Raw genomic sequence first — 21,415 nt, forward strand, 5'->3', positions numbered from 1 at the left:
ATACTCTGGTCGCATGAAGCCCGTGATCTGGTTGGGCAGCAGCAAAGCGGACTGGGATAGATTCCCCGCATCCGTCCAAGACGACGGCGGCTACCAGATCGACAAACTGCAACGCGGCGAAATGCCGAGCGACTGGAAACCGATGAGCACGATCGGCGCGGGCGTTTGCGAGTTGCGCATTCGCGACGAGGTAGGTGCTTTCAGGGCTTGGATTCAAGCCGCAAGTGCAACACTTCCAGCCAAGGAGGTGTGCTGTGGGGATTCACTATCGACACTTGGGCGCAGAGGAACGAGGCACGATCATGGCGATGATCCTGGGCGGATCGAGCATGCGTCGGGTCGCTGAAGCTATTGGCCGGTCGCCGAGCACAGTCCAGCGGGAGCTTCGGCGCAACGGCTATCTGCAGGCATCGGAGCCGCTCAAGGGGCGGCCGCGCAAGATCCCCCGGTACGACGCGTCGAGCGCAGGCCGGCGCGCCCGCCGGTTGCGCCGCAAGCCGCGCGTCGAACGCAAGCTGGCCCGAACAGGCGCGCTCTGGCCACAGGTAGTGGAGCGTCTGCATCGCGGTTGGTCCCCGGAACAGATCGCCGGCAGACTGGGTGGGGTGTCGCACGAAACGATCTACACCGCGATCTACGCCACACCGCGTGGCCAGCTTCGGCGCGAGCTGACGTCGCTGCTGCGACAAGGGCATCGCACCGGGCGCAAGCGCCGCCAAGGTCGGGATCGGCGCGGCCGGCTCGCGGATATGGTCAGCATCCATGTGCGCCCGCCGGAAGCTGAAGACCGGCTGGTGCCGGGGCATTGGGAAGGCGACTTCATCGTCGGGCGCCGCAATCAATCGGCGATTGGCACGCTGGTGGACCGCCACTCCTTGTTCGTGATGCTCGCCAAGATGGAGGGCTGCACCGCCGAGGCCGCCTTGGAGGGATTCAGCACGACCTTCAATGCCCTGCCTGAGGCGCAGCGGCGCACCCTGACCTATGACCAGGGCAAGGAAATGGCGCGCCACAGCGAGCTGGCTGAGCGCACCGGCCTCAGCATCTACTTCGCCGATCCGAACAGTCCCTGGCAGCGGGGCATCAACGAAAACACCAACGGCTTGCTCCGCCAGTACCTGCCCAAGGGCCAGGTCCTGTCGAACTACACCCAGCGCGAACTCGACGCCATTGCCTGGCAGCTCAACAACCGACCGCGCAAATCGCTGGGCTTTCGGACACCGGCTGAGGTCTTCTTCGAGGCCGCCTATGCAACAACACAACATTGATAACCAGCGGTGTTGCACTTGGGCTTGGAATCCACCGGGCGATTTATCTGGCGACGCGGCCGGAGGGCGTGTACGTACTGCACGCTTTCCAGAAGAAGACTCAGAAAACCGCCAAGGCGGACATTGAGTTTGCGCGGAAACGGCTAAAGACGATTACGAGGTAACGGCTATGAAGAGTGAACCGGCGGTAGGACACATCACCAAGGGCAGCGTGTTCGACGATCCGGCGCTGTTCGATCCGGAGCGCGCAGCGGAGTTGAAGATGCGTGCCGCGATCTTGCGCGGCCTGGAACGCTGGCTGGAGAACAGTGGCATGACGCAAACGGCGGCGGCACGTCACCTCGGCGTAACCCAGGCCCGCGTAAGCGACATCAAACGCGGCCGGATCAGCGGATTCAGCCTCGATCTGCTAGTGCGCCTCGCCGCGCGTGCAGGTCTTAAGCCAACGCTACGGCTGGCGGCTTGAGAGTGCTTTAGCCTTCAAAGTTGTTTTCAGATCAATGATCTAAGACGATTCTGTATCGATCGCGACACTGTCCTGAGGATTCGCAGACCTGCTGGTTGCCAGCCCGCTCTGAACGGGCCAATCAGTTCACCATTGGCGACCTCGCCCAGCGCGGCAACGCCGTCGCCAGAAACGTCGGTTTCCGTTGGGCGACACACTAGGCGGACGTCGAGTCAAGACCGAGCTGTATTCTTAGGTTAATTCAGCGGCTTACCCGAATATCGAGCATATTTTTCAGGAATCCCGGCCAACCCTCATTTCGCGCACGGCTACAGCATCTCGCAGCGTGCGATGGCCGGCGCGGCCACCGCCATGGTAGAGGATTCGCTGGTTGCATCGGTCAACCCCGCCAACGGCGTCTGGGTGGGCGATGCGTTCGACCTGGGGCTGAGCATCTTTGCGCCCATTCGCGATCACAGCGCGAGTGAGCGCGGCGACGACGCCGGGCCAGCCATCTTCACCATCTCTCCCATCAACGAGGATCGCAGTCAGCGTGAGCGTTTCTATATCCCCGGCTTCGGCTACAACCGCCGCATCGATGAGCGCAGCAGCTGGGGCGTGGCGGTCTACGGCAACGGCGGCCTGAACACCGTCTATACCCAGAACACGGCGCGCTTCGGCGATCAGATTCCGGTCTTCCGGACCGAGTGTGAGGGCAGCTTCGGTGGCGGGGGCGCCGTCGAGGGCGCACCGCCCGACACGGCCGGCTTCTGCGGCAACGGCGATCCCACGGCGTCGGTGGACCTTATCCAGCTCTTCGTGGTGCCGAGCTACTCACGCAAGATCGGTGAGCGCTTCTCCGTCGGCATCGCGCCGATCTTCGCCGCGCAGCAGTTCGAGGCCAAGGGCCTGAACGCCTTCGCAGCCTTCTCCAACAGCCCCGGCCGCGTTTCCGACCAGGACAAGGACTACAGCCTGGGCTACGGCGGGCGACTCGGCGTCTTCGGCCTGGCCACGGACTGGCTGGCCGTCGGTGCCTCCTACCAGTCGCGCATCCGCATGCAGCGCTTCGACAAGTACGAAGGGCTCTTCGCCGAGCGCGGCGGCTTCGATATCCCTTCCAACTGGAACGCCGGTATCACGCTGCTGCTACCAGGGCAGCAACGTGTGGCGCTCGACTACCAGCACATCAACTTCAACGAGGTGGATTCGGTGGGCCGGCCGCTGGACCCCAACCGCTTCGTCAACGACTGCGCCCTGCCGCGGCTGCTGGCCAGCCAGACGGGCGGTGTGTTCGGCGACGCCGGGGAAAGCCCCGCCTGCCTGGGTTCCGATACCGGTCCGGGATTCGGCTGGCAGGATGTCGAGGTCTTCAAGCTGGGCTATCAGGTCACTCTCGGCAGCTTCGTGCTGCGCGCTGGCTACAGTCGCGGCGAGAATCCCATTCCGTCGAGCGAGGTGCTCTTCAATATCCTCGCCCCCGGCGTGCCGGAAGAGCACTACACCGCCGGTCTCAGCTTCCGGATGACGCCGGCACTGAGCCTGGATCTCGCGCTGATGTACGCGCGCAACAACCCCGTGCGCGGCAAGAATCCCCTGAGCAATGTCGACGCCAGCGTGCTCGAGCTGTTGGGCGGAGGCGCGCTGCCGGGGGTAGTGGATACTTCGGACGCTTTCGGGCCGGACCCGCAGGATCAGGACATCACGCTCGACATGCGCCAGTACGAGCTCAGCCTCGGTATCAGCTACCGCTTCGCTGCGGCCGAGCGCTGAAGGCGGTCGGTTGCCGCCGGCGGTGGCTTGCGCGCCCGCTGGGCAGTACGATCCAGCTGCGCAGGAAGGCGAAGCACAGCAGCGCAACGAGACAGCAAAGCGTGCAACGCAACAGGGCGCCCGTCATCGGGTGGCTGCCCAGCCAGGCCATCAGCGCGGCGCCCTGGAGCAGGGCACAAGCCGGCAGGTACTCAGCGGCCTCGTCGGCGAACTCGGCCCGTCGGCAGCCTACAGTGAGGCCGACAATGCCGGTGGTGGCAAGCATCCATCCCGCGAAGTCGAGAAACACGGTGTGTCCAGGGCCAGGGCGAGGCACCAGTCAAGCAGATAGCTCAAGCAAATGCAAACGATTCGCGAATGCAATTGAAGCGGCTGTTTGACCACCGTCGCGGCGTCCCCTATATTGCGCGGCGCTCACCGGGCGGCTAGCTCAGCGGTAGAGCACTGCCTTCACACGGCAGGGGTCACAAGTTCGAATCTTGTGCCGCCCACCAGCTGCAGAATCAGAAGCCCTCGGTGCCATCGGCGCCGAGGGCTTTCTCGTTCCGGGCGCGAATGACGGGGCGTCGCCTCTGCGCTCGGAGGTCTTCGTCTCAGGCTGCCTTGCCGCGAAGCTGACCCGCCGGGCTCTCCAGAAAATCGCGCGCGAAGGTCTCGAAGCGGTCGGCCTCGATGGCGTCGCGCATGCGCTGCATCAGGCGGAGGTAGAAGCGCAGGTTGTGGATCGTGTTCAGCCGCGCGCCCAGGATCTCCTTGCACTTGTCCAGATGGTGCAGGTAGGCGCGGCTGTAGTGCGCGCAGGTGGGGCAGTCGCATTCCGGGTCCAGCGGCGCGGGATCGGCCTTGTGGCAGGCGTTGCGGATATTGATCGTGCCCTGGCTGGTGAAGAGGCTGGCCGTGCGGGCGTTGCGCGTGGGCATGACGCAGTCGAACATGTCGACGCCGCGGGCTACCGCCATGACCAGATCACGGGGTGTGCCGACGCCCATCAGATAGCGCGGCGCGTCTTGTGGCATGGCCGGCATCAGCCCGTCGAGCACGCGCGTGCGCTCCGCCTCCGGTTCGCCCACGGAGAGACCGCCGATGGCGTAGCCGGGGAAACCGATGGCCTGCAGGCGTTCCAGCGATTCGCGGCGAAGGGCTTCATGCATGCCGCCCTGCACGATGCCGAAGAGAAGATTCGGGTTCTCGCCGTGCGCTTTGGAGCAGCGCGCCGCCCAGCGTGCGGACAGCTCCATCGAGGCGCGGGCGTCCTCCTCCGAAGCTGGGTAGGTGGTGCATTCGTCGAACTGCATGACGATGTCCGCGCCCAGCGCGTGCTGTATGGCGATGGAGCGCTCGGGGCTCAGGAAGTGCCGGCTGCCGTCCACTGGCGAGGCGAAGTGTACGCCCTCCTCGCTGAGCTTGCGCAGCTTGGCGAGGCTCCAGACCTGGAAGCCGCCGGAGTCGGTGAGGATGGGGCCATCCCAGTGCATGAAGCCGTGCAGCCCGCCGAGGGCGGCGACGGTTTCCTCGCCCGGCCGCAGCATCAGGTGGAAGGTGTTGCCGAGCAACATCTGCGCGCCCAGCTCGCGCAGCTCCTCGGGCGTCATGGCCTTGACGGTGCCGTAGGTCCCCACCGGCATGAAGGCCGGGGTGTCGATCACGCCGTGCTGGAGCTGCAGCCGGCCCCGCCGCGCCGCGCCGCTGGTGTGGGAAACCGCGAAGGGGGCGGGATTGTCGAGGTCGCTCATCGAGGATCGGGCAGGGGCGGGGGTGCGCGGCCGCGCATCGTAGCGGAGTCTGACGGGCGAGCCCGCCGGGGCGCGGCTTCAGTCGGCGAGGGCCGCCTCGATGTCGTCGCGCAGTGATTCGGGTTTGTCGGTGGGTGCGTAGCGCTTGAGAACCCTGCCGTCGCGGCCGACGAGGAACTTGGTGAAGTTCCACTTGATGCCACCGGTTCCGAGCAGGCCGGTCTTCTCCGACTTCAGATGCTGGTACAGCGGATGTGCGCTCTCGCCGTTGACGTCGATCTTGGCGAAGACCGGAAAGCTGACCGGGTAGGTTGTGCTGCAGAAGCTGGCGATTTCTTCGGCATCGCCCGGCTCCTGATGGCCGAACTGGTTGCAGGGAAAGGCGAGAATTTCCAGGCCGCGGGCGCGGTAGTCCTGGTAGAGCTTTTCGAGGCCGGTGTACTGCGGCGTGAAGCCGCACTTGGAGGCGACGTTGACCACCAGCAGCACCTTGCCGCGGTAGGTGTCGAGGCTTTCCGGCGTGCCGTCGAGGCGCTCGGCCTCGATGCTGAAGATATCCATGGCGCTGCTTCCTGTGGACGGTGCGCGCAAGCCTAGCAGCCCCTTGCCCCTGCGGTGCAGCTGTGCTTAGTTCAGGGTTAGTCACTTCGCTGGAGGCGACGATGGACGGGCTGCACTGGCTGGATTACGGCGTGCTGCTGATCTATCTGCTGGTCGTGCTGGCGGTGTGCCTGCGCGTGGCGCAGCGACGGCCGGATTCCGACGAACTCTTTCTCGCCGGGCGTAGCCTCGGCGTCGGCGTGGTCGGGCTGTCGCTATTCGCGTCGAATATTTCCTCGACGACGCTGATCGGGCTGCCCGGCGCGGCCTGGGAGTCGGGCATTGCCGTGGCCAACTATGAATGGATGGCCGGGCTGGTGCTGATCTTCTCGGCCTTTTTCGTCATGCCGCGCCTGCTGCGGGGGCGCGTCACCACCATTCCGGAGTGGCTGGAGCAGCGTTTCGATGCGCGCCTGCGCAAGTATCTGTCAGCGGTGACGGTCTTTCTGAGCATCGTGCTCGATACCGCCGGTAGTCTCTACGCGGGTGCGCTCGTGCTGCTGATGTTCTTTCCGGCGCTGACGCTGACCCCCACTATCGTGATCATCGCCGTGGCGGCCGGGCTCTACACCGCTGCCGGTGGGCTGCGCGCCGTGGCCTATACCGATGTGCTGCAGAGCTGCGTGCTGCTCGCGGGCTCGCTGCTGCTCACGGTGATGGTCTTCGGCGAGTTCGACTACTCCTGGTCGGCGGTGGTGGCAGCGCTGCCGGCCGAGAATCTCTCGCTCATCCGCCCCCTGGACGATCCCAATCTTCCCTGGCTGGGCACCTTGATTGGCTTGCCGGTGCTGGGCTTCTACTACTGGACCATGAATCAATACGTTTCGCAGCGGCTACTCGGCGCGCGCGACGCGGCCACGGCCGGGCGTGGCGCGATGCTGGCCGCGGCGCTGAAGCTGATGCCGCTGTTCATCATGGTGCTGCCCGGCGCCATGGCCGCTGCACTTTTCACCGATCTGGAGCGCGCGGACATGGTCTTTCCGACACTCATCTCCGAGTACGCCCCTATCGGTGTTGCTGGGCTGATTCTCGCCGGCCTGCTGGCCGCGATCATGTCGAGCGTGGACTCGGCATTGAACTCGTCTTCGACGCTGATCTCGGTGGACTTCATCCAGCCGCGGCGCCCGGGCTGGGATGCCCGGAAGATGGCACGCACCGGTCGCATCGTGACGTTGAGCCTGATGGTGCTCGCCGCGGTCTGGGCGCCGATGATCGATCGATTCCCCGGTCTCTTCGCCTACCTGCAGCAGGGCTTTGCCTATGCGACCCCGCCGCTGGTGGCGGTCTTCCTGCTCGGGCGCTTCACGGAATGGCTGAGCGCGCGGGCGGCACTGCGCGCGACGGTGACGGGGCATGTCGTCAGCGTGGTCTGGTTCACGGCCACGCAACTGGGGTGGCTGAGCATCCACTTCACGGTGGTCGCTGGCCTGCTGCTGGGCGTCAGCCTGGTCGCCGCCTGGGCGTGGCAGCTCGTGGAAACCGAAGGCGGGCGTCGGGTGCTGCCGGAATCGGGTGCCGAGGAGGCCATGCCGCGCGACGTGCGCTGGATCGCGGCGTTGCTGGTCGCGGCAACGGCCGTGATCGTGGCGATCTTCTGGTGAGCAGCCTCAGTTGAAGTCGCGCGGTTCGCCTTCGGCAATGGGCTCCGGGCCCGGCGCATTGACGGCTTCCAGGAAGTCGTCGCCCCAGCGCGCGAGATCGTAGTAGGAGACGATCTCGTAGAGCTGGCGCAGGCGGCCTTCGGCCTCGGCGCGGCCCATGTTGAGCGCGACGTAGAGGGCCGAGACGAGATCGGCGGTGTCGTGCGGGTTGGTGAGCAGTGCGCCCTTGAGTTCGGCGGCTGCACCGGCGAACTCCGAGAGCACCAATACGCCGCGACCCTCTATGGAGCCCTGCACGGCGACGTACTCCTTGGCCACCAGATTGAGGCCGTCGCGCAGCGGCGTGATCCACATGACATCGGCCATGGCGTAGTAGGCGACGAGGTCATCGAAGGGCACGGGGCGGAAGAAGAACTGCACGGGCGTCCAGCCCACCTGCGAGAAGCGGCCGTTGATGCGACCCACGGCCTGCTCGATCTGCGTCTCCAGCTCGGCATAGACGCGCATCTCGGCGGCGGCCGGCACGCAGATCAGCATCAGCGTGACCTTGCCGAGCAGCTCCGGCTGGTCGTCCAGCAGCCGCTCGTAGGCGATCAGCTTCTCCAGCGTGCCCTTGGTGTAGTCCAGCCGCTCCACCGACAGGATCAGCTTCACGCCGGCGACTTCCTCGCGCAGCGCATCCAGAGCACCGGCGGCCCGTGCACGCTCCAGTGCGCCCTGCACGCGGCCGATGTCCAGCCCGACGGGATGGGCGCCCAGCCGCACGACGCGTTCGTTGATCTGCAGCGCGGTGGTCACGGTTTCCAGGCCCATGGCACAGCCATAGGTCAGAAAGCGCGGCGCGCAGTGCGCGCGCTCCAGGATCGTGGAGGGTGCCGAGCCGCGCACCACGTCCACGAAGTTCTCCACCTGGCGCGGGATGTGGAAGCCGACGTAGTCGCACTGCAGCAGGCTGCCCACGATCTGTCGGCGCCACGGAATGACGTTGAAGACGTCGGCGGAGGGGAAGTAGGTGTGGTGGAAGAAGGCGATCTTCAGGTCCGGACGCAGTTCGCGCAGGAAGGCCGGTACCAGCCACAGGTTGTAGTCGTGGATCCAGACCACCGCGCCCTCGGCGGCCTCGCGCGCCGCGGCCTCGGCGAAGATGCGGTTGACGCGCTTGAAGACCTGCCAGTGCTCCTCTCGGAAGACCGCGCGTTCCCAGAAGGTGTGCAACGTCGGCCAGAAGGCTTCCTTGGAGAAGCGCTTGTAGAAGATGTCGACATCTTGCTTGGTCAGCAGAACGCGCGAGCAGACCAGATTCGGATAGGCCTCTTCGTCGACGCTGGTGTGGGCCTCGAAGTCGCCTTTGCGCGGTTCGTGCGTCGTCCACGCCACCCAGGCGCCCTTGCGGCCGCCGGAGAAAAAGCTCAGCAGCGTCGGGATGATGCCGTTGGGGGAGCTGTGCCCGCGTCGCTTGAGCACGCCGTTGTCGACGTACTCCTCATAGGGCAGGCGATGGTAGACGACGACCAGCTCGGCCTTGCCGGAATCGGCCTCGCGCGTGTCGATGGCGCTGACGCCGTGCTCGCCGAGGAAACCGAAGTGGGCGATGGCCTCCAGGATGCCCCCGCAGCCGGGTCGTTTCGCGTGCAGCACACGCGCGTTGTTGCACGTGGCTTCCAGTAGCCCCTTTTCGGAGCTGCCCACGGCCACGCCCTTGAAGCCGGTCTGGAGCATGGACAGGTCGTTGAGCGTATCGCCGGCTGTCAGCACTTTCTCGGGATCGACCTCCAGATGCGCGATCAGCGCTTCCAGCGTGCTGCCCTTGTTGACGCCGCGCGGCAGCACGTCGAGGTAGAGATCCGCCGAGTACAGCAGGTCCAGCCCCAGTCGCTCCACGGCTTCGCGTACGCCATCGGTGACGGCGTCGCCGTCGCAGAAGTAGGAGCAGCGGCGTTCCTGCGGCAGCGCCTGGCGTTCCAGACCGGGAAAGCCGGACATGGCCTCCACCACCACCTGGTCGCCAGGCCAGTGCGCTTCGATGCGCGATTGCAGCGGCTGGATGGGTTGACGCGTGTGGCCGTTGACCACGGTCGCGCCGACATCGCAGATGACGTAGTCGGGGGTCGGCAGGGCCGGGTCATCGAGTACCGGCATGACCGCTTCCAGCCCGCGCCCGGAGACGTAGACGAGCTGGATATCCGGATGCCGGTCGATGAGGTAATAGAGGCGGTGTCGGTCTTCCGCGGAGCCTGCCAGGAAGGTGCCGTCGAGATCGGTTGCTAGCAGCATTCGCCTATTCTTACCGTAATCGTTCCACTCTGCCTACCAGCGACCGGTGCCGGTCAGGGCTGACCGAAGGGCGCCGGTGCTTCCTCGTTGTCGCCAATGCCTTCGTCGCTGGCTTCTTCCTCCGATTCATGAGCATCGGCATAGGCCTCGGCTTCGGCGATTTCTTCGTCGAGCTCTGCGTCCGGATCGGGTGTCCAGGCCGCGATACGCATGCCCGCCTCCTCTTCGGCGACGAGCATCTCCCAGGCCATTGGGGAGGTGCGTACCATCGGCACGAAGTGGCTCGACTGATCTTCGGCGAGTGCCGGATCGGCTCTGCGCGGCGACGCGTACCAGCCGGCGAACCAGGCAACAGGCAGCAGCAGGATCGAGAAATACAACATCAGGCTGCCCGCTCCCATGACGCCGATGAACCAACCAGCGAGCAGAGGGCCCAAGGCCGCGCCTGCGCCGTGCAGCAGTAGCAGCCAGCCGCTGCCACCGATGAGCTGATCGGCGTCCAGCCAGTCCGACAGGTGCGCGGCGCACAAGGGGTAGATCGCGAAGGCCAGCCCGCCGTATACAGCCATGGTGGCGTAGATGGAGAGCGGCCAGTAGCTCAGCGCGTGCGCCCCGACAATAGCCGCCAGTGCGGCACCCGCCGCTACCTGACCCATGACGCGGCGTCGGTCGTGAAGGTCGGAATAGCGGCCGATGGGCAGCTGCAGCAGTGCGCCGCCGACAATGGTAAGGCTCATCAATGCCGCGACGCCGCGCTCGTCGAGGCCGATGCGCTGGGCAAAGAGTGGCCCCATGCCCCAGAAAGCGCCCATCACCAGTCCCGATCCGAAGCCTCCCACCGCTGCGACCGGTGCGGCCCGCAGGACGAGCCCGAGTGGCACGCTCTCGCTCAGGGTGGCATCCGGCTGTCCCAGCTGCGTCAGCGCCACCGGAATCAGCGACAACGCGACGAGGATGCCGATCAGCGAAAACAGCTCGAAGCTGGTGGGCGACGCCACCAGGATCAGCCACTGGCCGGCGGCAAGCGCCAGCAGATTGACGATCATGTAGACCGCGAAGATGCCGCCACGGCTCTCGTTGGTGGCCTGGGCGGTCAGCCAGCTCTCGATGACGTTGTAGAGGCCAACGATGGCGATGCCGGTAAGCAAGCGCAGCAGGGCCCAGACCCAGGGATCGACCCATATGGCGTGGACCAGCGCTGTCGTTGAGGCTACAGCGGCGAAGATGGCGAAGGCCCGGATGTGACCGACGCGCCGGATAACGATCGGGGCGATGCCGGTGCCGAACAGGAAGCCGACGAAATAGGCCGACATCACCAGACCGATGACTGTCGTCGAGTAGCCTTCGAGGCCGCCACGCACGGCCAGCAGCGTGCCCAGGAGACCGCCGCCGAGAAGCAGCAATGCGACACCGCCCAGCAGCGCGGAAATTGGGAAGATGCGCGAGGTCATGCGGCGGCGCTGCGGGCAAAAGAATGGGCGGGCGCGATTCTATCGCGTCCGCCCGAAAATACCGCGGTGCCCAGCATTTGCCGGACGAACGGTGATGCTAGAAGTAGTAGCCGACGTTGATGTTGAAGCGGCTGTTCCAGTCGGTTTCGTTCCCCACCATTGTGCCGCCGATAAACGGCTGGTTGCGCGCCATGATGAAGTCGAAATAGGCAAAGATGCCGCCGGCAACGACAGAAAAGCCAGTGACATTCATCTGCGTATCCCGAAGATCCGCTGACTTGTCGGTTATCAGGCTGTAGTCGTTGTAGAGCTGAATCGCCGTGATGGGGCCGATCTGCGTTTCAATGTTGTAGGCAAGGTTCGCCGTGTAAATGGTCGCTTCCGAAGCGATTGAATCCGCGAACGAGTACGCCCCTACGCCAAGGGCCTCGTTGCCGTTGTCAAGGTCGTACTCATAGTCCGCGATCTGAAGCATCACGTTCACGGGGCCGTAGTTGCCGTTCATGTGGGCGGCGTAGGCCATGTAGTCACCAGCCGAACCACTGCTTCCTTCCAATCCACCGTAAAGCCCGGAAAGACCGAACTCTGTGCCAGCGGCATCTACAGTCGCCCGCAGAGACGCTGTATTTTTCTCAGCGATTGGATTGGTCCCGTCGCTTATTACGTCGTAAGAATACCGGTCGGTTCTGTTGTCGACGAATCCATCCAGTCCGCCCTGTTCGTCATTCTTGAAGAATCCGATCTGCAGGCCGATGGCGCCCAAGTCACCGTCTGCCACCACACCGAAGTCATAGTCATCCTCAAGCCCGACGTAGTACGCGCTGCTGAAGAAAAAGTTGTGCGAGTTGTAGGGTCGCACGCCGAAAGGTACCTGCTGGATGCCAACGCGACCCTGCCATGCGTCGCTGAAGTCATAGCCCACCCATGCGTGGTGGATGACCTGCATGTACTGGTAGTAGCGCCATTCGGCGGACAGGATGACGTCTCCTAAGGTGCCGTCGAGATTGATCCGGAAGGTGTCCAGGTCCAGATCGCCGCCACGGTTTCGGTTCTGAGGCGTGTAGTCCTCGAAGCTGTACTGAAAACGTACGGCGCCGCCGACATGGATGCCGTCCTCTTCCTCGGCCTGCACCGAAGCTACCGGCGCCATGACGGCGGCCGCGAGCGCGAAAGCCCCTATCTCTTTCTTCATGCTAGTCCCCTTGCACTTGGAATGGAGCGGCCGGTTTATCCAGCCGATCGGTCGTCGCGAGCCCGCGGAGACCGCGCGCCCTCGATTCTTGGTGTGAGTCGGCGGGATATCGCGAGCCGGCAGCGAAGCGCTGCGGCATGGGTGCTGCGGTTCGCATCGCCTGTGCAGGCCGATCTGGCACCGTTTGCTCCCTAGCCCCTACTTTGGAGCTTCTCCCTGTCCCTTTGTCAGCACCTTAACGGTGCAGCGGGGCATTGGCAAAGTTGCGGTGCGTCATTCAAGTTCTGTCGCGACATAAGAAAAGGGCCCCGAAGGGCCCCTTATGAAGCATCGACCGCTAGCGCCCTGGCGCTATCAGGCCGCAGCATTGAGCAGCGCCGCTGACTTGCCCATGATCGGCGTCGCTGGCGCCGAAGCCGTCCGGCAGAGCGTGACCGCGTGCGGCAGCAGACGCGTGGCGAAATGCTGCGCGGTGACGTACTTGGCTTCCGCGAAGGCGCTGTCGCGGTGCTTGTCGGCCGCGCGCAGGCTGCGTAGCCAGGCGTGGCCCAGGGTCACCAGCGAGAAGGCGCGCAGATAGTCGCAGCAGCCGTAGGCGGCGTCGGTGGGATCGTCGCGGAAGCCTTCCTGGAAGGTCTTGGTGGTGGTCTCGAGTTGCTCCAGCGCCTCGCGCAGCGGGTCGACCAGCCATTCCGGACCACCGGCGTCCAGATCGGCGCGTACGCGGGCGAAGTAGCGGCCGGGGAGGCGACCGCCATGCAGCTGCAGCTTGCGGCGGACGAGATCCATGGCCTGGATGCCGTTGGTGCCCTCGTAGAGCGCCAGGATCTTGCTGTCGCGGATGATCTGTTCGATGCCGTGCTCGCGGATGAAGCCATGGCCACCGTAGGTCTGCACGGCCAGCGAGCCGAGCTCGAAGCCGGCGTCGGTGAGGAAGGCCTTGACCAGCGGTGTCATCAGCTCGACGTGGTCCTGGGCGGCTTCGCGCTCGGCGGCGTCGGGATGCCGGTTAGCAATATCGACGTGCATCGAGGTATCCAGTGCCATGACGCGACCGGCCTCGGTGTAGGCGCGCATGGTCAGCAGCATGCGGCGCACGTCCGGGTGGTCGATGATGGCCTCGGTGCCGGCGAAGCTCTTGCCCTGCTTGCGCTCGCCGGCGTAGGCGATGGCGTTCTGCGTGGCCAGCTCGCACTGGCCCAGGCCCTGGAAGCCGACCATGATCCGGGCCAAGTTCATCATGATGAACATGTTCTGGATGCCGTGGTTCGGCTCGCCGACCATCCAGCCCTTGGCGCCGTCGAAGCCCATGGTGCAGGTGCAGGAAGCGTGGATGCCCATCTTGTGCTCGATGGAGACGCAACGCAGCTGGTTGCGCTCGCCGAGGGAGCCGTCGTCGTTGACCATGTACTTGGGCACGACGAAAGTGGACAGGCCCTTGATGCCGGCCGGGGCATCCGGGGTGCGTGCGAGCACCAGATGCACGATGTTGTCGGCCATCTGGTGCTCGCCGCCGGTGATGAAGATCTTCATCCCCTCCAGCGAATAGCTGCCGTCATCGTTTGGCGTCGCCTTGGTCTTGATGGCGGCGAGGTCCGAGCCGGCCTGCGGCTCGGTCAGGCACATGGTGCCGCACCACTCGCCGGTGGCGAGCTTGGGCAGATAGAGCTGCTTGATCTCATCGGAGCCGACGGCCTCGATGGCCTCAAAGCAGCTGCTGGTCAGTCCCGGGTAGAGCGCGAAGGAGACATTGGCACCGCAGAGCATCTCCTCGACCACCTTGGAGAGCACGAAGGGCAAGCCCTGGCCACCGAAATCGGTGTGCGTGGACAGGCTCGCCCAGCCGGCGTCGACGAACTGCTTGTAGGCCTCCTTCATGCCGTCGGGCAGGATGACGTCGCCGTCCTGCCAGCGCGCGCCCACGGCGTCGGCGCTTTCACGCAGCGGCTCGATCACGCCCTCGACGAATTTCGCAGCCTCGTCGACGACACCGTCGATGATTTCGGAGGTCGCTTCCTCGAAGCCCGGCAGCTCGGCGAGCTTGTCGACTTCGAGAACATCGTGCAGTGCGAACAGGATGTCTTTCTGTGGGACCTTGTAATGCGCCATGGGGATCCTCTACCGGATATCTGATTGCGGGAACCCGGCATTATCGCAGCCTTGCGCGCGGCCGGCGCGCGCGTCGAGAGCGGGTGCCGGCCTCGGCTCTTCGCCGGGTCCGCGGCGCTGCCTCTGGCATACTCGCAGGGTTAGATACGCCGCTTGCGGTGTTCCACCCGGATCCATTGAGGAGTTTCGCAACGTGTTCGACGTACTGATCGGTACGGCCCACGCGCAGCAGGCGCAGGCCGAGCCCAATGCCATCATGAGCTTCCTCCCGCTCATTCTGTTGGTAGTGGTCTTTTACTTCTTGCTCATCCGCCCGCAGATGAAGCGGAACAAGGAGCACCGCAACATGATCGCCAGCCTGTCGAAAGGCGACGAGGTGATCACCGGAGGTGGCTTGGCCGGCCGCATCAACGAGCTGGGCGAGCACTTCGTTTCGGTGGAGATCGCCGAGAACGTGATCATCAAGGTGCAGAAGCAGTCCATCGCCAGCGTGCTGCCCAAAGGGTCGCTGACGGAGTCCTGACAGGCCGCCGCGCCGCCACCGTCCACGGACGCCCGTCGCAAGTGCGTCGCGTCCTCGACCGTTCCACTGCCGGTTCCCGTGCATGAAACCCTTTGCTGTCTGGAAATACATCGTGCTCCTCGTCGCGCTGCTGGTCGGCGCGCTTTACGCGCTGCCCAACGTCTTCGGTGAGGATCCGGCGCTGCAGGTGTCCCGCAGCGACGACCAGCGTGTCGCCGAGCAGGCACAGCAGCGTGTGTTGTCGCTGCTCGAGGAGGCCGGGCTGGCCTATAGCTCGGCGCGCATGGTTGACGGCCAGTTGATGGTGCGCATGGAAAGTGCGGACCAACAGCTGGCGGCTGCCGAGATGCTGCGCCCGGAGCTGGGCCGTGATTTCGTGGTAGCGCTGAACATGGCGACGCGCACTCCCGACTGGCTGGTCGAGATCGGTGCACGGCCGATGAATCTGGGGCTCGACTTGCGCGGCGGCGTGCATTTTCTTTTGGAAGTCGATATTCCGGAGGCGCTCAACCGCGCCGCCGAGCGCTACCTCACCGATCTTCCCGCCTATCTGCGCACCGAGAACATCCGTTACACCGGCCGGAATCTCGAAGAAGGCGTCGTCACGCTTGAGTTCGCCGATACCGAGCGCCGCGAGCGCGCCATGGGCGTGCTGCAGCAGGAATTCCCCGAGCTGAGCTTCTCCGCCGAGGATGGCGCTACCCCCGGCCTGACGGCGCAACTCAGCGAGGAAGAGCGCGAGCGCATCGCCGACTTCGCCGTCAAGCAGAACCTGACCACGCTGCGCAATCGCGTCAACCAGCTGGGCGTCTCCGAGCCGCTGGTGCAGCGTCAGGGCGAGGACCGCATCGTCGTGCAGTTGCCCGGCGTGCAGGACACGACGCGCGTCAAGGATCTGCTCGGCGCCACTGCCACACTGGAGTACCGGCCCGTCGATCAGGACGGCGATGCCGAGCGGGCCGCGCGTACCGGTCAGGTGCCTTTCGGTAGTGAGCTCTTCTACACGCGCGAGGGCAATCGCCCGACCCTGCTCAAACGCGACATCATCGCCAGCGGCAATCAGCTTGTGGACGCCCAGGCCACCATCGACCAGGAGAGCGGTACGCCGGCTGTGTCGGTGACGCTGGACGGCGCCGGTGCCGACCGCATGTTCGAGTTTACGCAGCAGAACGTCGGCAAGCCGATGGCGGTGCTGTTCCGCGAGACGGAGGTCATCACCACCTACAACGCCAAGGGCGAGCCGATCCGCGAGACCAACGAGATCGAGGAGATCATCTCGATCGCCACCATTCGCGGCGTCTTTGGCAAGCGTTTCCAGACCACCGGCCTGAGCAGCGAGGAAGCCCGCGACCTTGCCCTGCTGCTGCGCGCCGGTGCGTTGGCCGCGCCCGTCGTTATCGTCGAGGAACGCACGGTCGGCCCCAGCCTGGGTGCTGACAACATCGCGCAGGGCCAGCTGGCGGCCGTCGCCGGCTTGATTGCGGTTCTGATCTTCATGGGGATCTACTACAAGGTCTTCGGCCTGCTCGCGAACGTTGCGCTGGTCTTCAACCTGACGCTCATTATCGCCGCCATGTCGATGATTCAGGCCACGCTGACCATGCCTGGCATCGCTGGCATCGTGCTGACGCTGGGCATGGCGGTGGACGCCAACGTGTTGATCTACGAGCGCATCCGCGAGGAGATCTATCGCGGTACGCAGGCGCTGCAGGCCATCGATTCCGGTTACGAGCGCGCTTTCCTGACCATTGCGGACTCGCAGGTGACGACCCTGATCGCCGCCGTTGTGCTTTTCGCGCTCGGCTCCGGGCCGGTCAAGGGCTTCGCGGTGACTCTGTCCATCGGCATCGCCACCTCGATGTTCACGGCCATCGTCGCCACGCGCGCACTGGTCCATATCGTTTACGGCCGGCGCGCGCGCATGGCCGATCTGCCCATTTAGTCGTCGAGGCTATTCGTGCGCCTTTTCAAGCATTATCCAAGCATCGACTTCATGCGGCACCGGCGACCGGCCGTGCTGTTCTCTCTACTCCTGCTCGTTGCCAGCGTGGTCCTGCTGGCAACTCGAGGCCTGAATCCGGGCATCGACTTCAGTGGCGGTGTGCTTGTCGAGCTCGGCTATGACGAGGCTGTCGAACTGGCGCCGGTGCGTGATGCACTGGCCGAGGCCGAGCTCGGCTCGGCGAGCGTCCAGTACTTCGGCACCCAGACCGACGTGCTGGTGCGTATGGAATCGGGCGAAACGGACGATGCCGCGGACGTCAGCGACCGCATCCTGGCCGCTCTGCGCGGTGCCGGGCAGGAGCCGGAAGTTCGGCGCGTGGAGTTCGTGGGCGCAGCCGTCGGCGATGAGCTCGCCATCGATGGCGCGCTGGCCGCGCTCTTCGCTCTGATCGGCATTCTCATCTACGTCGCTTTCCGTTTCGAATGGAAGTTCGCGGTAGGCGCCATCGCTGCAACCACGCACGACGCGATCATCGTGCTCGGCTGGTTCTCGTTGCTCGGCCTGGAGTTCGACCTGACCGTGCTGGCGGCCGTTCTGGCCACCATCGGCTACTCGCTCAACGACACCATCGTCGTCTACGACCGTATCCGCGAGAATTTCCTGAATCTGCGGCGAAGCGAGCCCATCGAGGTCATTAACGCCTCGGTCAACCAGACGCTGGCGCGGACCATCGTCACCAGCGGCACGACCCTGATCGTGCTGATATCGCTCTTCATCTTCGGCGGCAGCGTGGTGCACAACTTCAGCATCGCGCTGATCGTCGGCATCCTCGTTGGCACCTATTCCTCGGTCTTTATCGCCAGCGGCCTGCTGCCCAGCCTCGGCGTCAAGCACGACGATCTGCTGCCGCCACAGGACGAGGACGAGAAAGTCGACGATATGCCCTGAGCGGACGGCAAAGAAACCGCTTGCAGAGGGCGCCTGCTTCACGCCAGTCCGGCCGCCTCTTGCTCGGGCTAACGGAGCCGGCTGTTTGTCGGCCTTCGGGCCGACAAGAAATGCCACAACGTCAGGCAGAATCCAGCCTCACAATGGCTTGGGGCCGGTTAGTGGGCGCCTTTCGACGCCGTTGTCCCCTCGCGGCGGTGTGCCGTTTCTAGTCGGGTCGCGACGCCGAGTGAATCGCCCGTTCCAGCGCCGTATGGATGGGCAAATTACAGGCGAGGACGTTGCCGGTGTCCATGACGTCATTGCGACCATAGAGCTCGGTTACGGTGCCACCGGCCTCGCGTACCAGCAGCACGCCGGCGGCGATATCCCATGGCTTGAGGTCGTTCTCCCAGAAGCCGTCGAGCCGGCCATTGGCAACCCAGGCCAGGTCCAGCGCCGCCGAGCCGGCGCGGCGGATGCCTGCGGTCTCGTTCAGCACGCCGCCGAGCTGCGGGAGATAACGCTGGATGCGCTCCTCATCCCGGAAGGGGGCGCCCGTGCCGATCAGCGCCCGGTCCAGCGAATCGGTGCGCGAAACGCGGATGCGGCGCGAGTTGCACTGCGCGCCGCCGCCCGCCGTAGCGGTATACAGATCGTTGGTATTCGGCTCGTAGATCACCGCGTGCGCGAGCTTGCCGCGATAGGTGACGCCGATGGAAACCGCATAATGCGGAATCCCGTGCAGGAAATTGGTCGTGCCATCGAGCGGGTCGATGATCCAGACCGTGTCCGAGTCCCCGGAGGCCCCGCCTTCCTCGCCGAGAATGGCGTGGTCGGGATAGTAGCGGCGGATAATGCGCGTGATCTCGGCCTCGGCGGTGCGATCGACCTCCGAGACGAAATCGCTCTTGCCCTTGGACGTGACGGTCAGGCGATCCGTCTGGTGCGCGTGGCGCAGAATGATGTGACCGGCGGCGCGTGCAGCCTGCACGCCCACATTGACCAATGGATGCACGGATAAGGACCGATGAAAGAGCCGCTAGAGGGCGCGCAGCATAGCAAAAGCACCGATGCCTCCCTGAGTGGGCTGCGCGTGGTGCTGGTACGCACCCAGCACCCCGGCAATATCGGCGCAACGGCCCGCGCCATGAAGACCATGGGCCTGTCCGACCTCGCCCTGGTCGCGCCGCAGGCCCCGCCCGACGAGCAAAGCTGGGCGATGGCCAGCGGTGCAGTCGATGTTCTCGACGCCATGCAGCGCTTCGACAACCTCGCCGAGGCGCTCGCCGACTGCTCGCAGGTGGTAGGTGTCTCCGCGCGCCGTCGCGGCATTTCACTGGAAGTCAGCGATGCACGCAGCTGGGCAGGGCAGTGGGCTGCTGCGCCCGCCGGTCGTACCGCCATCGTCTTCGGCGCCGAGCGCACCGGCCTGACCAACGCCGAGCTCGCGCTCTGTCAGCGGGCCGTACAGATTCCGGCCAACCCCGACTACGCCTCGCTGAATCTCGCTCAGGCCGTGCAGGTGCTGGCCTACGAATGCCGCATGGCCGCCCTGGGCGGTCTGCGCGGTACGCGCCCGCGCCGGCCGGCGGATCACGCCACCATGGAAGGCGTCTACGAGCATCTGGAACGGATGCTGGTCGCCACCGACTTCCTCGATCCCGACAAGCCGCGTCACCTGATGCGCCGGTTGCGTCGGCTGATTGCGCGGGCCGAGCCGGACAAGGTCGAGGCGAATATTCTGCGGGGGATGTTTTCCGCGGTGGAGAAGTATCGGGGAGATCGGTGATGGGGTCTGTTCGTCATCCCTATTGGAAGCGTTGTGCTTCTGGGTTCCGCGCCCTGTTAGCACTGAGCTACCGAATTAGCGTTTGAGCGAGGCGCGGCTTACTTTTCTATTACGCGATAGAAAAGTAAGCAAAAGACCGCGCCCCGACACCAGCGCCGGCCCTGGCGGGCCGGTTCCCTCCGCGCCGGGCGTGCTCGGGGTCGCATTGAGCGGCATCCCTGCCGCGCAATGCTCAGGCGGCCATCCATGGCCGCCTGCCCCCTGCGCTCGCCCGGCGCTCCGGCGCTGGTGTAGGGGGAATCGAGACGGCTCGTCGCTTCGCGACATTGCTGCAGGCAACGTCCGGATTGCGACGAAGCGATCGTTTGGTGCGGCTCCCCTTATGCAGCGATGCCGCGGAGCGGCGAGCCCGAACGATCCGTGCCCTTTGAGGGTGGCCGGCTCGAATGGCGCGCGCAGGGGTCGCGAGACAGGAAGTCGAGCGAGGGCGACCAGGCCATGGATGGCCTGTTCGCCCGTGCCCCGAGCACGGCATCCGAGACGGGAACCTGTCGCGGCGCAGCCGCGGCAGGCCACCCGGCGGGCACCATGGTTTTGGTGACTTTTGCCGAAACAAAAGTCACCCGCGCATTGCGATGGCGCTTCAACGGCAGCGCGCCCGTTGCAGGCGCGGAACTCCCGGGCACGCTGCTTTCAAACTGGTATTTCCTCTTCGATCAGTCGCGAACCGCATACTTTGCGCGGAACTGCTTCCAGCTGGTCGCCGATCAAACGCGGCCGCGCTTGCCGCAGGCTCTACAATGGCAACACCTGCCACAGGCAATGAGGCCCCCCATGTTCAGCACCATGCGCGAGGACATTGATTGCGTTTTCGAGCGCGATCCCGCAGCCCGCAACGTCTGGGAAGTGCTGACCTGTTATCCGGGGCTGAAGGCGCTGTGGGCGCACCGCGTCAGCCACTGGCTGTGGCGGAACGGCCTTCGCTGGCTGGCGCGGATGAACTCGCAGATCGCGCGATTCCTGACCGGTATCGAGATTCATCCGGGTGCGGTCATCGGCCGGCGTTTCTTCATCGACCACGGCATGGGCGTGGTGATCGGCGAGACGGCCGAGATTGGCGACAACGTCACGCTCTACCACCAGGTCACGCTCGGCGGCACGAGCTGGAACGGCGGCAAGCGGCATCCGACGCTGGAGGACAACGTCGTCGTCGGCGCCGGCGCCAAGGTGCTCGGGCCGATCACCGTCGGTGCGGGCGTGCGCGTGGGCTCCAATTCGGTGGTGGTGCGCGACGTACCGGCGGCGTCTACCGTGGTCGGCATTCCGGCCCGCGTGGTGGCCAAGGCGCGTGAGCCCAGCGAGCGCGTAGCGGCCATGGCCAAGCGCATGGGCTTCGACGCCTATGGCCTGTCGCGCGACATGCCGGACCCGGTGGCTGACGCGCTCAACGCCATACTGGATCACATGCATACCCTCGACGAGCGCGTTATCTCGCTCTGCGACACCCTGGCCGAGCGTGGCGAGGCGGTGCCACAGGAGGATATCGAGCCCATGGAGAAGCCCGACTTCTGCCGCGAGGAGGAAGAGCGCGAGGCCGAGCAGAAGGGCGACGACACGGAATCCGGCGGGCGCGGCGCAGTCTGAGGGAACGCGCCACTTTGCTGAGCCACAGATGGCACAGATTGGTGGGATGACACAGCTGGTGCGCTGACTTAGTCAGCGCTATCAGCACATCAAGAACATACTTGTAATCTGTGGCCACGCATCGTCCGACTGGGCACA

19 protein-coding genes and 1 tRNA gene are annotated in these 21,415 nt (G+C 65.1%); 12 read left to right on the plus strand and 8 right to left on the minus strand.

The features are described from left to right. Window positions 1-13 precede the first annotated feature (13 nt). From U743_RS19735 to U743_RS03070, 5 genes are all read left to right on the plus strand, one after another. Complete coding sequence (locus tag U743_RS19735; protein ID WP_198021901.1) at window positions 14-346, plus strand: type II toxin-antitoxin system RelE/ParE family toxin; 333 nt, start codon at window positions 14-16, stop codon at window positions 344-346. Beyond that, window positions 261-1,268 carry an IS30 family transposase gene (locus U743_RS03060; protein ID WP_043770791.1) on the plus strand — a complete coding sequence of 336 codons (1,008 nt, stop codon included), beginning with the start codon at window positions 261-263 and terminating at the stop codon, window positions 1,266-1,268. Before U743_RS19735 ends, U743_RS03060 begins: the two co-directional genes overlap by 86 nt. Beyond that, the gene (locus U743_RS19740; RefSeq protein WP_084191310.1) at window positions 1,265-1,432 is read left to right on the plus strand and encodes a type II toxin-antitoxin system RelE/ParE family toxin; all 168 of its coding nucleotides are present in this window, start codon (window positions 1,265-1,267) and stop codon (window positions 1,430-1,432) included. Before U743_RS03060 ends, U743_RS19740 begins: the two co-directional genes overlap by 4 nt. Window positions 1,433-1,437: 5 nt before the next feature. Next, window positions 1,438-1,734: a helix-turn-helix domain-containing protein gene (locus U743_RS03065; RefSeq protein WP_043765443.1), complete on the plus strand. Its 297-nt coding sequence runs from the start codon at window positions 1,438-1,440 to the stop codon at window positions 1,732-1,734. A gap of 330 nt (window positions 1,735-2,064) precedes the next feature. Beyond that, complete coding sequence (locus tag U743_RS03070; RefSeq protein ID WP_052367465.1) at window positions 2,065-3,486, plus strand: OmpP1/FadL family transporter; 1,422 nt, start codon at window positions 2,065-2,067, stop codon at window positions 3,484-3,486. On the opposite strand, the gene U743_RS03075 is transcribed toward U743_RS03070, so the two are convergent. Next, window positions 3,455-3,775 carry a hypothetical protein gene (locus tag U743_RS03075; protein ID WP_156966310.1) on the minus strand — a complete coding sequence of 107 codons (321 nt, stop codon included), beginning with the start codon at window positions 3,773-3,775 and terminating at the stop codon, window positions 3,455-3,457. The two genes, U743_RS03070 and U743_RS03075, sit on opposite strands and share 32 nt — an antisense overlap. A gap of 130 nt (window positions 3,776-3,905) precedes the next feature. Here U743_RS03075 and U743_RS03080 point away from each other — a divergent pair. Then, window positions 3,906-3,980 (plus strand) — tRNA-Val (locus tag U743_RS03080). 99 nt (window positions 3,981-4,079) lie between these two features. Here the strand turns inward: U743_RS03080 and tgt are convergent. After that, window positions 4,080-5,219, minus strand: a complete 1,140-nt coding sequence (gene tgt, locus U743_RS03085; RefSeq protein WP_052367466.1) for a tRNA guanosine(34) transglycosylase Tgt — start codon at window positions 5,217-5,219, stop codon at window positions 4,080-4,082. 78 nt (window positions 5,220-5,297) lie between these two features. After that, window positions 5,298-5,780 carry a glutathione peroxidase gene (locus U743_RS03090; protein ID WP_043765447.1) on the minus strand — a complete coding sequence of 161 codons (483 nt, stop codon included), beginning with the start codon at window positions 5,778-5,780 and terminating at the stop codon, window positions 5,298-5,300. 101 nt (window positions 5,781-5,881) lie between these two features. On the opposite strand from U743_RS03090, the gene U743_RS03095 reads away from it, so the two are divergent. After that, a complete protein-coding gene (locus tag U743_RS03095; RefSeq protein ID WP_043765448.1) occupies window positions 5,882-7,420 on the plus strand; it encodes a sodium:solute symporter family transporter in 1,539 nt (512 codons plus the stop codon). A gap of 6 nt (window positions 7,421-7,426) precedes the next feature. Here U743_RS03095 and ggpS read toward each other — a convergent pair whose 3' ends face one another. The 4 genes from ggpS to U743_RS03115 all read right to left on the minus strand — a co-directional run bounded on the left by ggpS (window position 7,427) and on the right by U743_RS03115 (window position 14,446). Continuing rightward, entirely contained in the window at window positions 7,427-9,694 is a 2,268-nt protein-coding gene (ggpS, locus tag U743_RS03100) for a glucosylglycerol-phosphate synthase (RefSeq protein ID WP_043765451.1), read from the minus strand. Window positions 9,695-9,747: 53 nt separating this feature from the next. Then, window positions 9,748-11,145, minus strand: coding sequence for an MFS transporter (locus U743_RS03105; RefSeq protein WP_084191311.1), 1,398 nt, complete (start codon window positions 11,143-11,145; stop codon window positions 9,748-9,750). Window positions 11,146-11,242: 97 nt separating this feature from the next. Beyond that, on the minus strand, window positions 11,243-12,337 hold the full coding sequence (locus tag U743_RS03110) for a porin family protein (RefSeq protein ID WP_156966311.1): 1,095 nt from the start codon (window positions 12,335-12,337) through the stop codon (window positions 11,243-11,245). Window positions 12,338-12,691: 354 nt separating this feature from the next. Beyond that, window positions 12,692-14,446, minus strand: coding sequence for an acyl-CoA dehydrogenase family protein (locus U743_RS03115; RefSeq protein ID WP_043765455.1), 1,755 nt, complete (start codon window positions 14,444-14,446; stop codon window positions 12,692-12,694). A 256-nt stretch (window positions 14,447-14,702) separates the two neighbouring features. Here U743_RS03115 and yajC point away from each other — a divergent pair, with 256 nt between their 5' ends. From yajC to secF, 3 genes are all read left to right on the plus strand, one after another. After that, a complete protein-coding gene (gene yajC, locus U743_RS19445) occupies window positions 14,703-14,969 on the plus strand; it encodes a preprotein translocase subunit YajC (protein WP_052368375.1) in 267 nt (88 codons plus the stop codon). A gap of 82 nt (window positions 14,970-15,051) precedes the next feature. Further along, window positions 15,052-16,911, plus strand: a complete 1,860-nt coding sequence (secD, locus tag U743_RS03125) for a protein translocase subunit SecD (protein WP_043765458.1) — start codon at window positions 15,052-15,054, stop codon at window positions 16,909-16,911. A gap of 51 nt (window positions 16,912-16,962) precedes the next feature. Beyond that, window positions 16,963-17,862 (plus strand): protein translocase subunit SecF, encoded by a 900-nt coding sequence (gene secF, locus U743_RS03130; RefSeq protein WP_052368376.1) that lies wholly within the window; start codon window positions 16,963-16,965, stop codon window positions 17,860-17,862. A 208-nt stretch (window positions 17,863-18,070) separates the two neighbouring features. Here the strand turns inward: secF and U743_RS03135 are convergent, their stop codons facing one another. Next, on the minus strand, window positions 18,071-18,859 hold the full coding sequence (locus U743_RS03135) for an inositol monophosphatase family protein (protein ID WP_043765462.1): 789 nt from the start codon (window positions 18,857-18,859) through the stop codon (window positions 18,071-18,073). A 12-nt stretch (window positions 18,860-18,871) separates the two neighbouring features. Here U743_RS03135 and U743_RS03140 point away from each other — a divergent pair, with 12 nt between their 5' ends. Together U743_RS03140 and cysE are read left to right on the plus strand one after the other, a co-directional pair. After that, complete coding sequence (locus U743_RS03140) at window positions 18,872-19,633, plus strand: RNA methyltransferase (protein ID WP_052367468.1); 762 nt, start codon at window positions 18,872-18,874, stop codon at window positions 19,631-19,633. 834 nt (window positions 19,634-20,467) lie between these two features. Next, window positions 20,468-21,277 (plus strand): serine O-acetyltransferase, encoded by an 810-nt coding sequence (gene cysE, locus U743_RS03145; protein WP_043770896.1) that lies wholly within the window; start codon window positions 20,468-20,470, stop codon window positions 21,275-21,277. Window positions 21,278-21,415 lie beyond the last annotated feature (138 nt).

The sequence above is a fragment of the Algiphilus aromaticivorans DG1253 genome, from assembly GCF_000733765.1.
Classification (GTDB): domain Bacteria; phylum Pseudomonadota; class Gammaproteobacteria; order Nevskiales; family Nevskiaceae; genus Algiphilus; species Algiphilus aromaticivorans.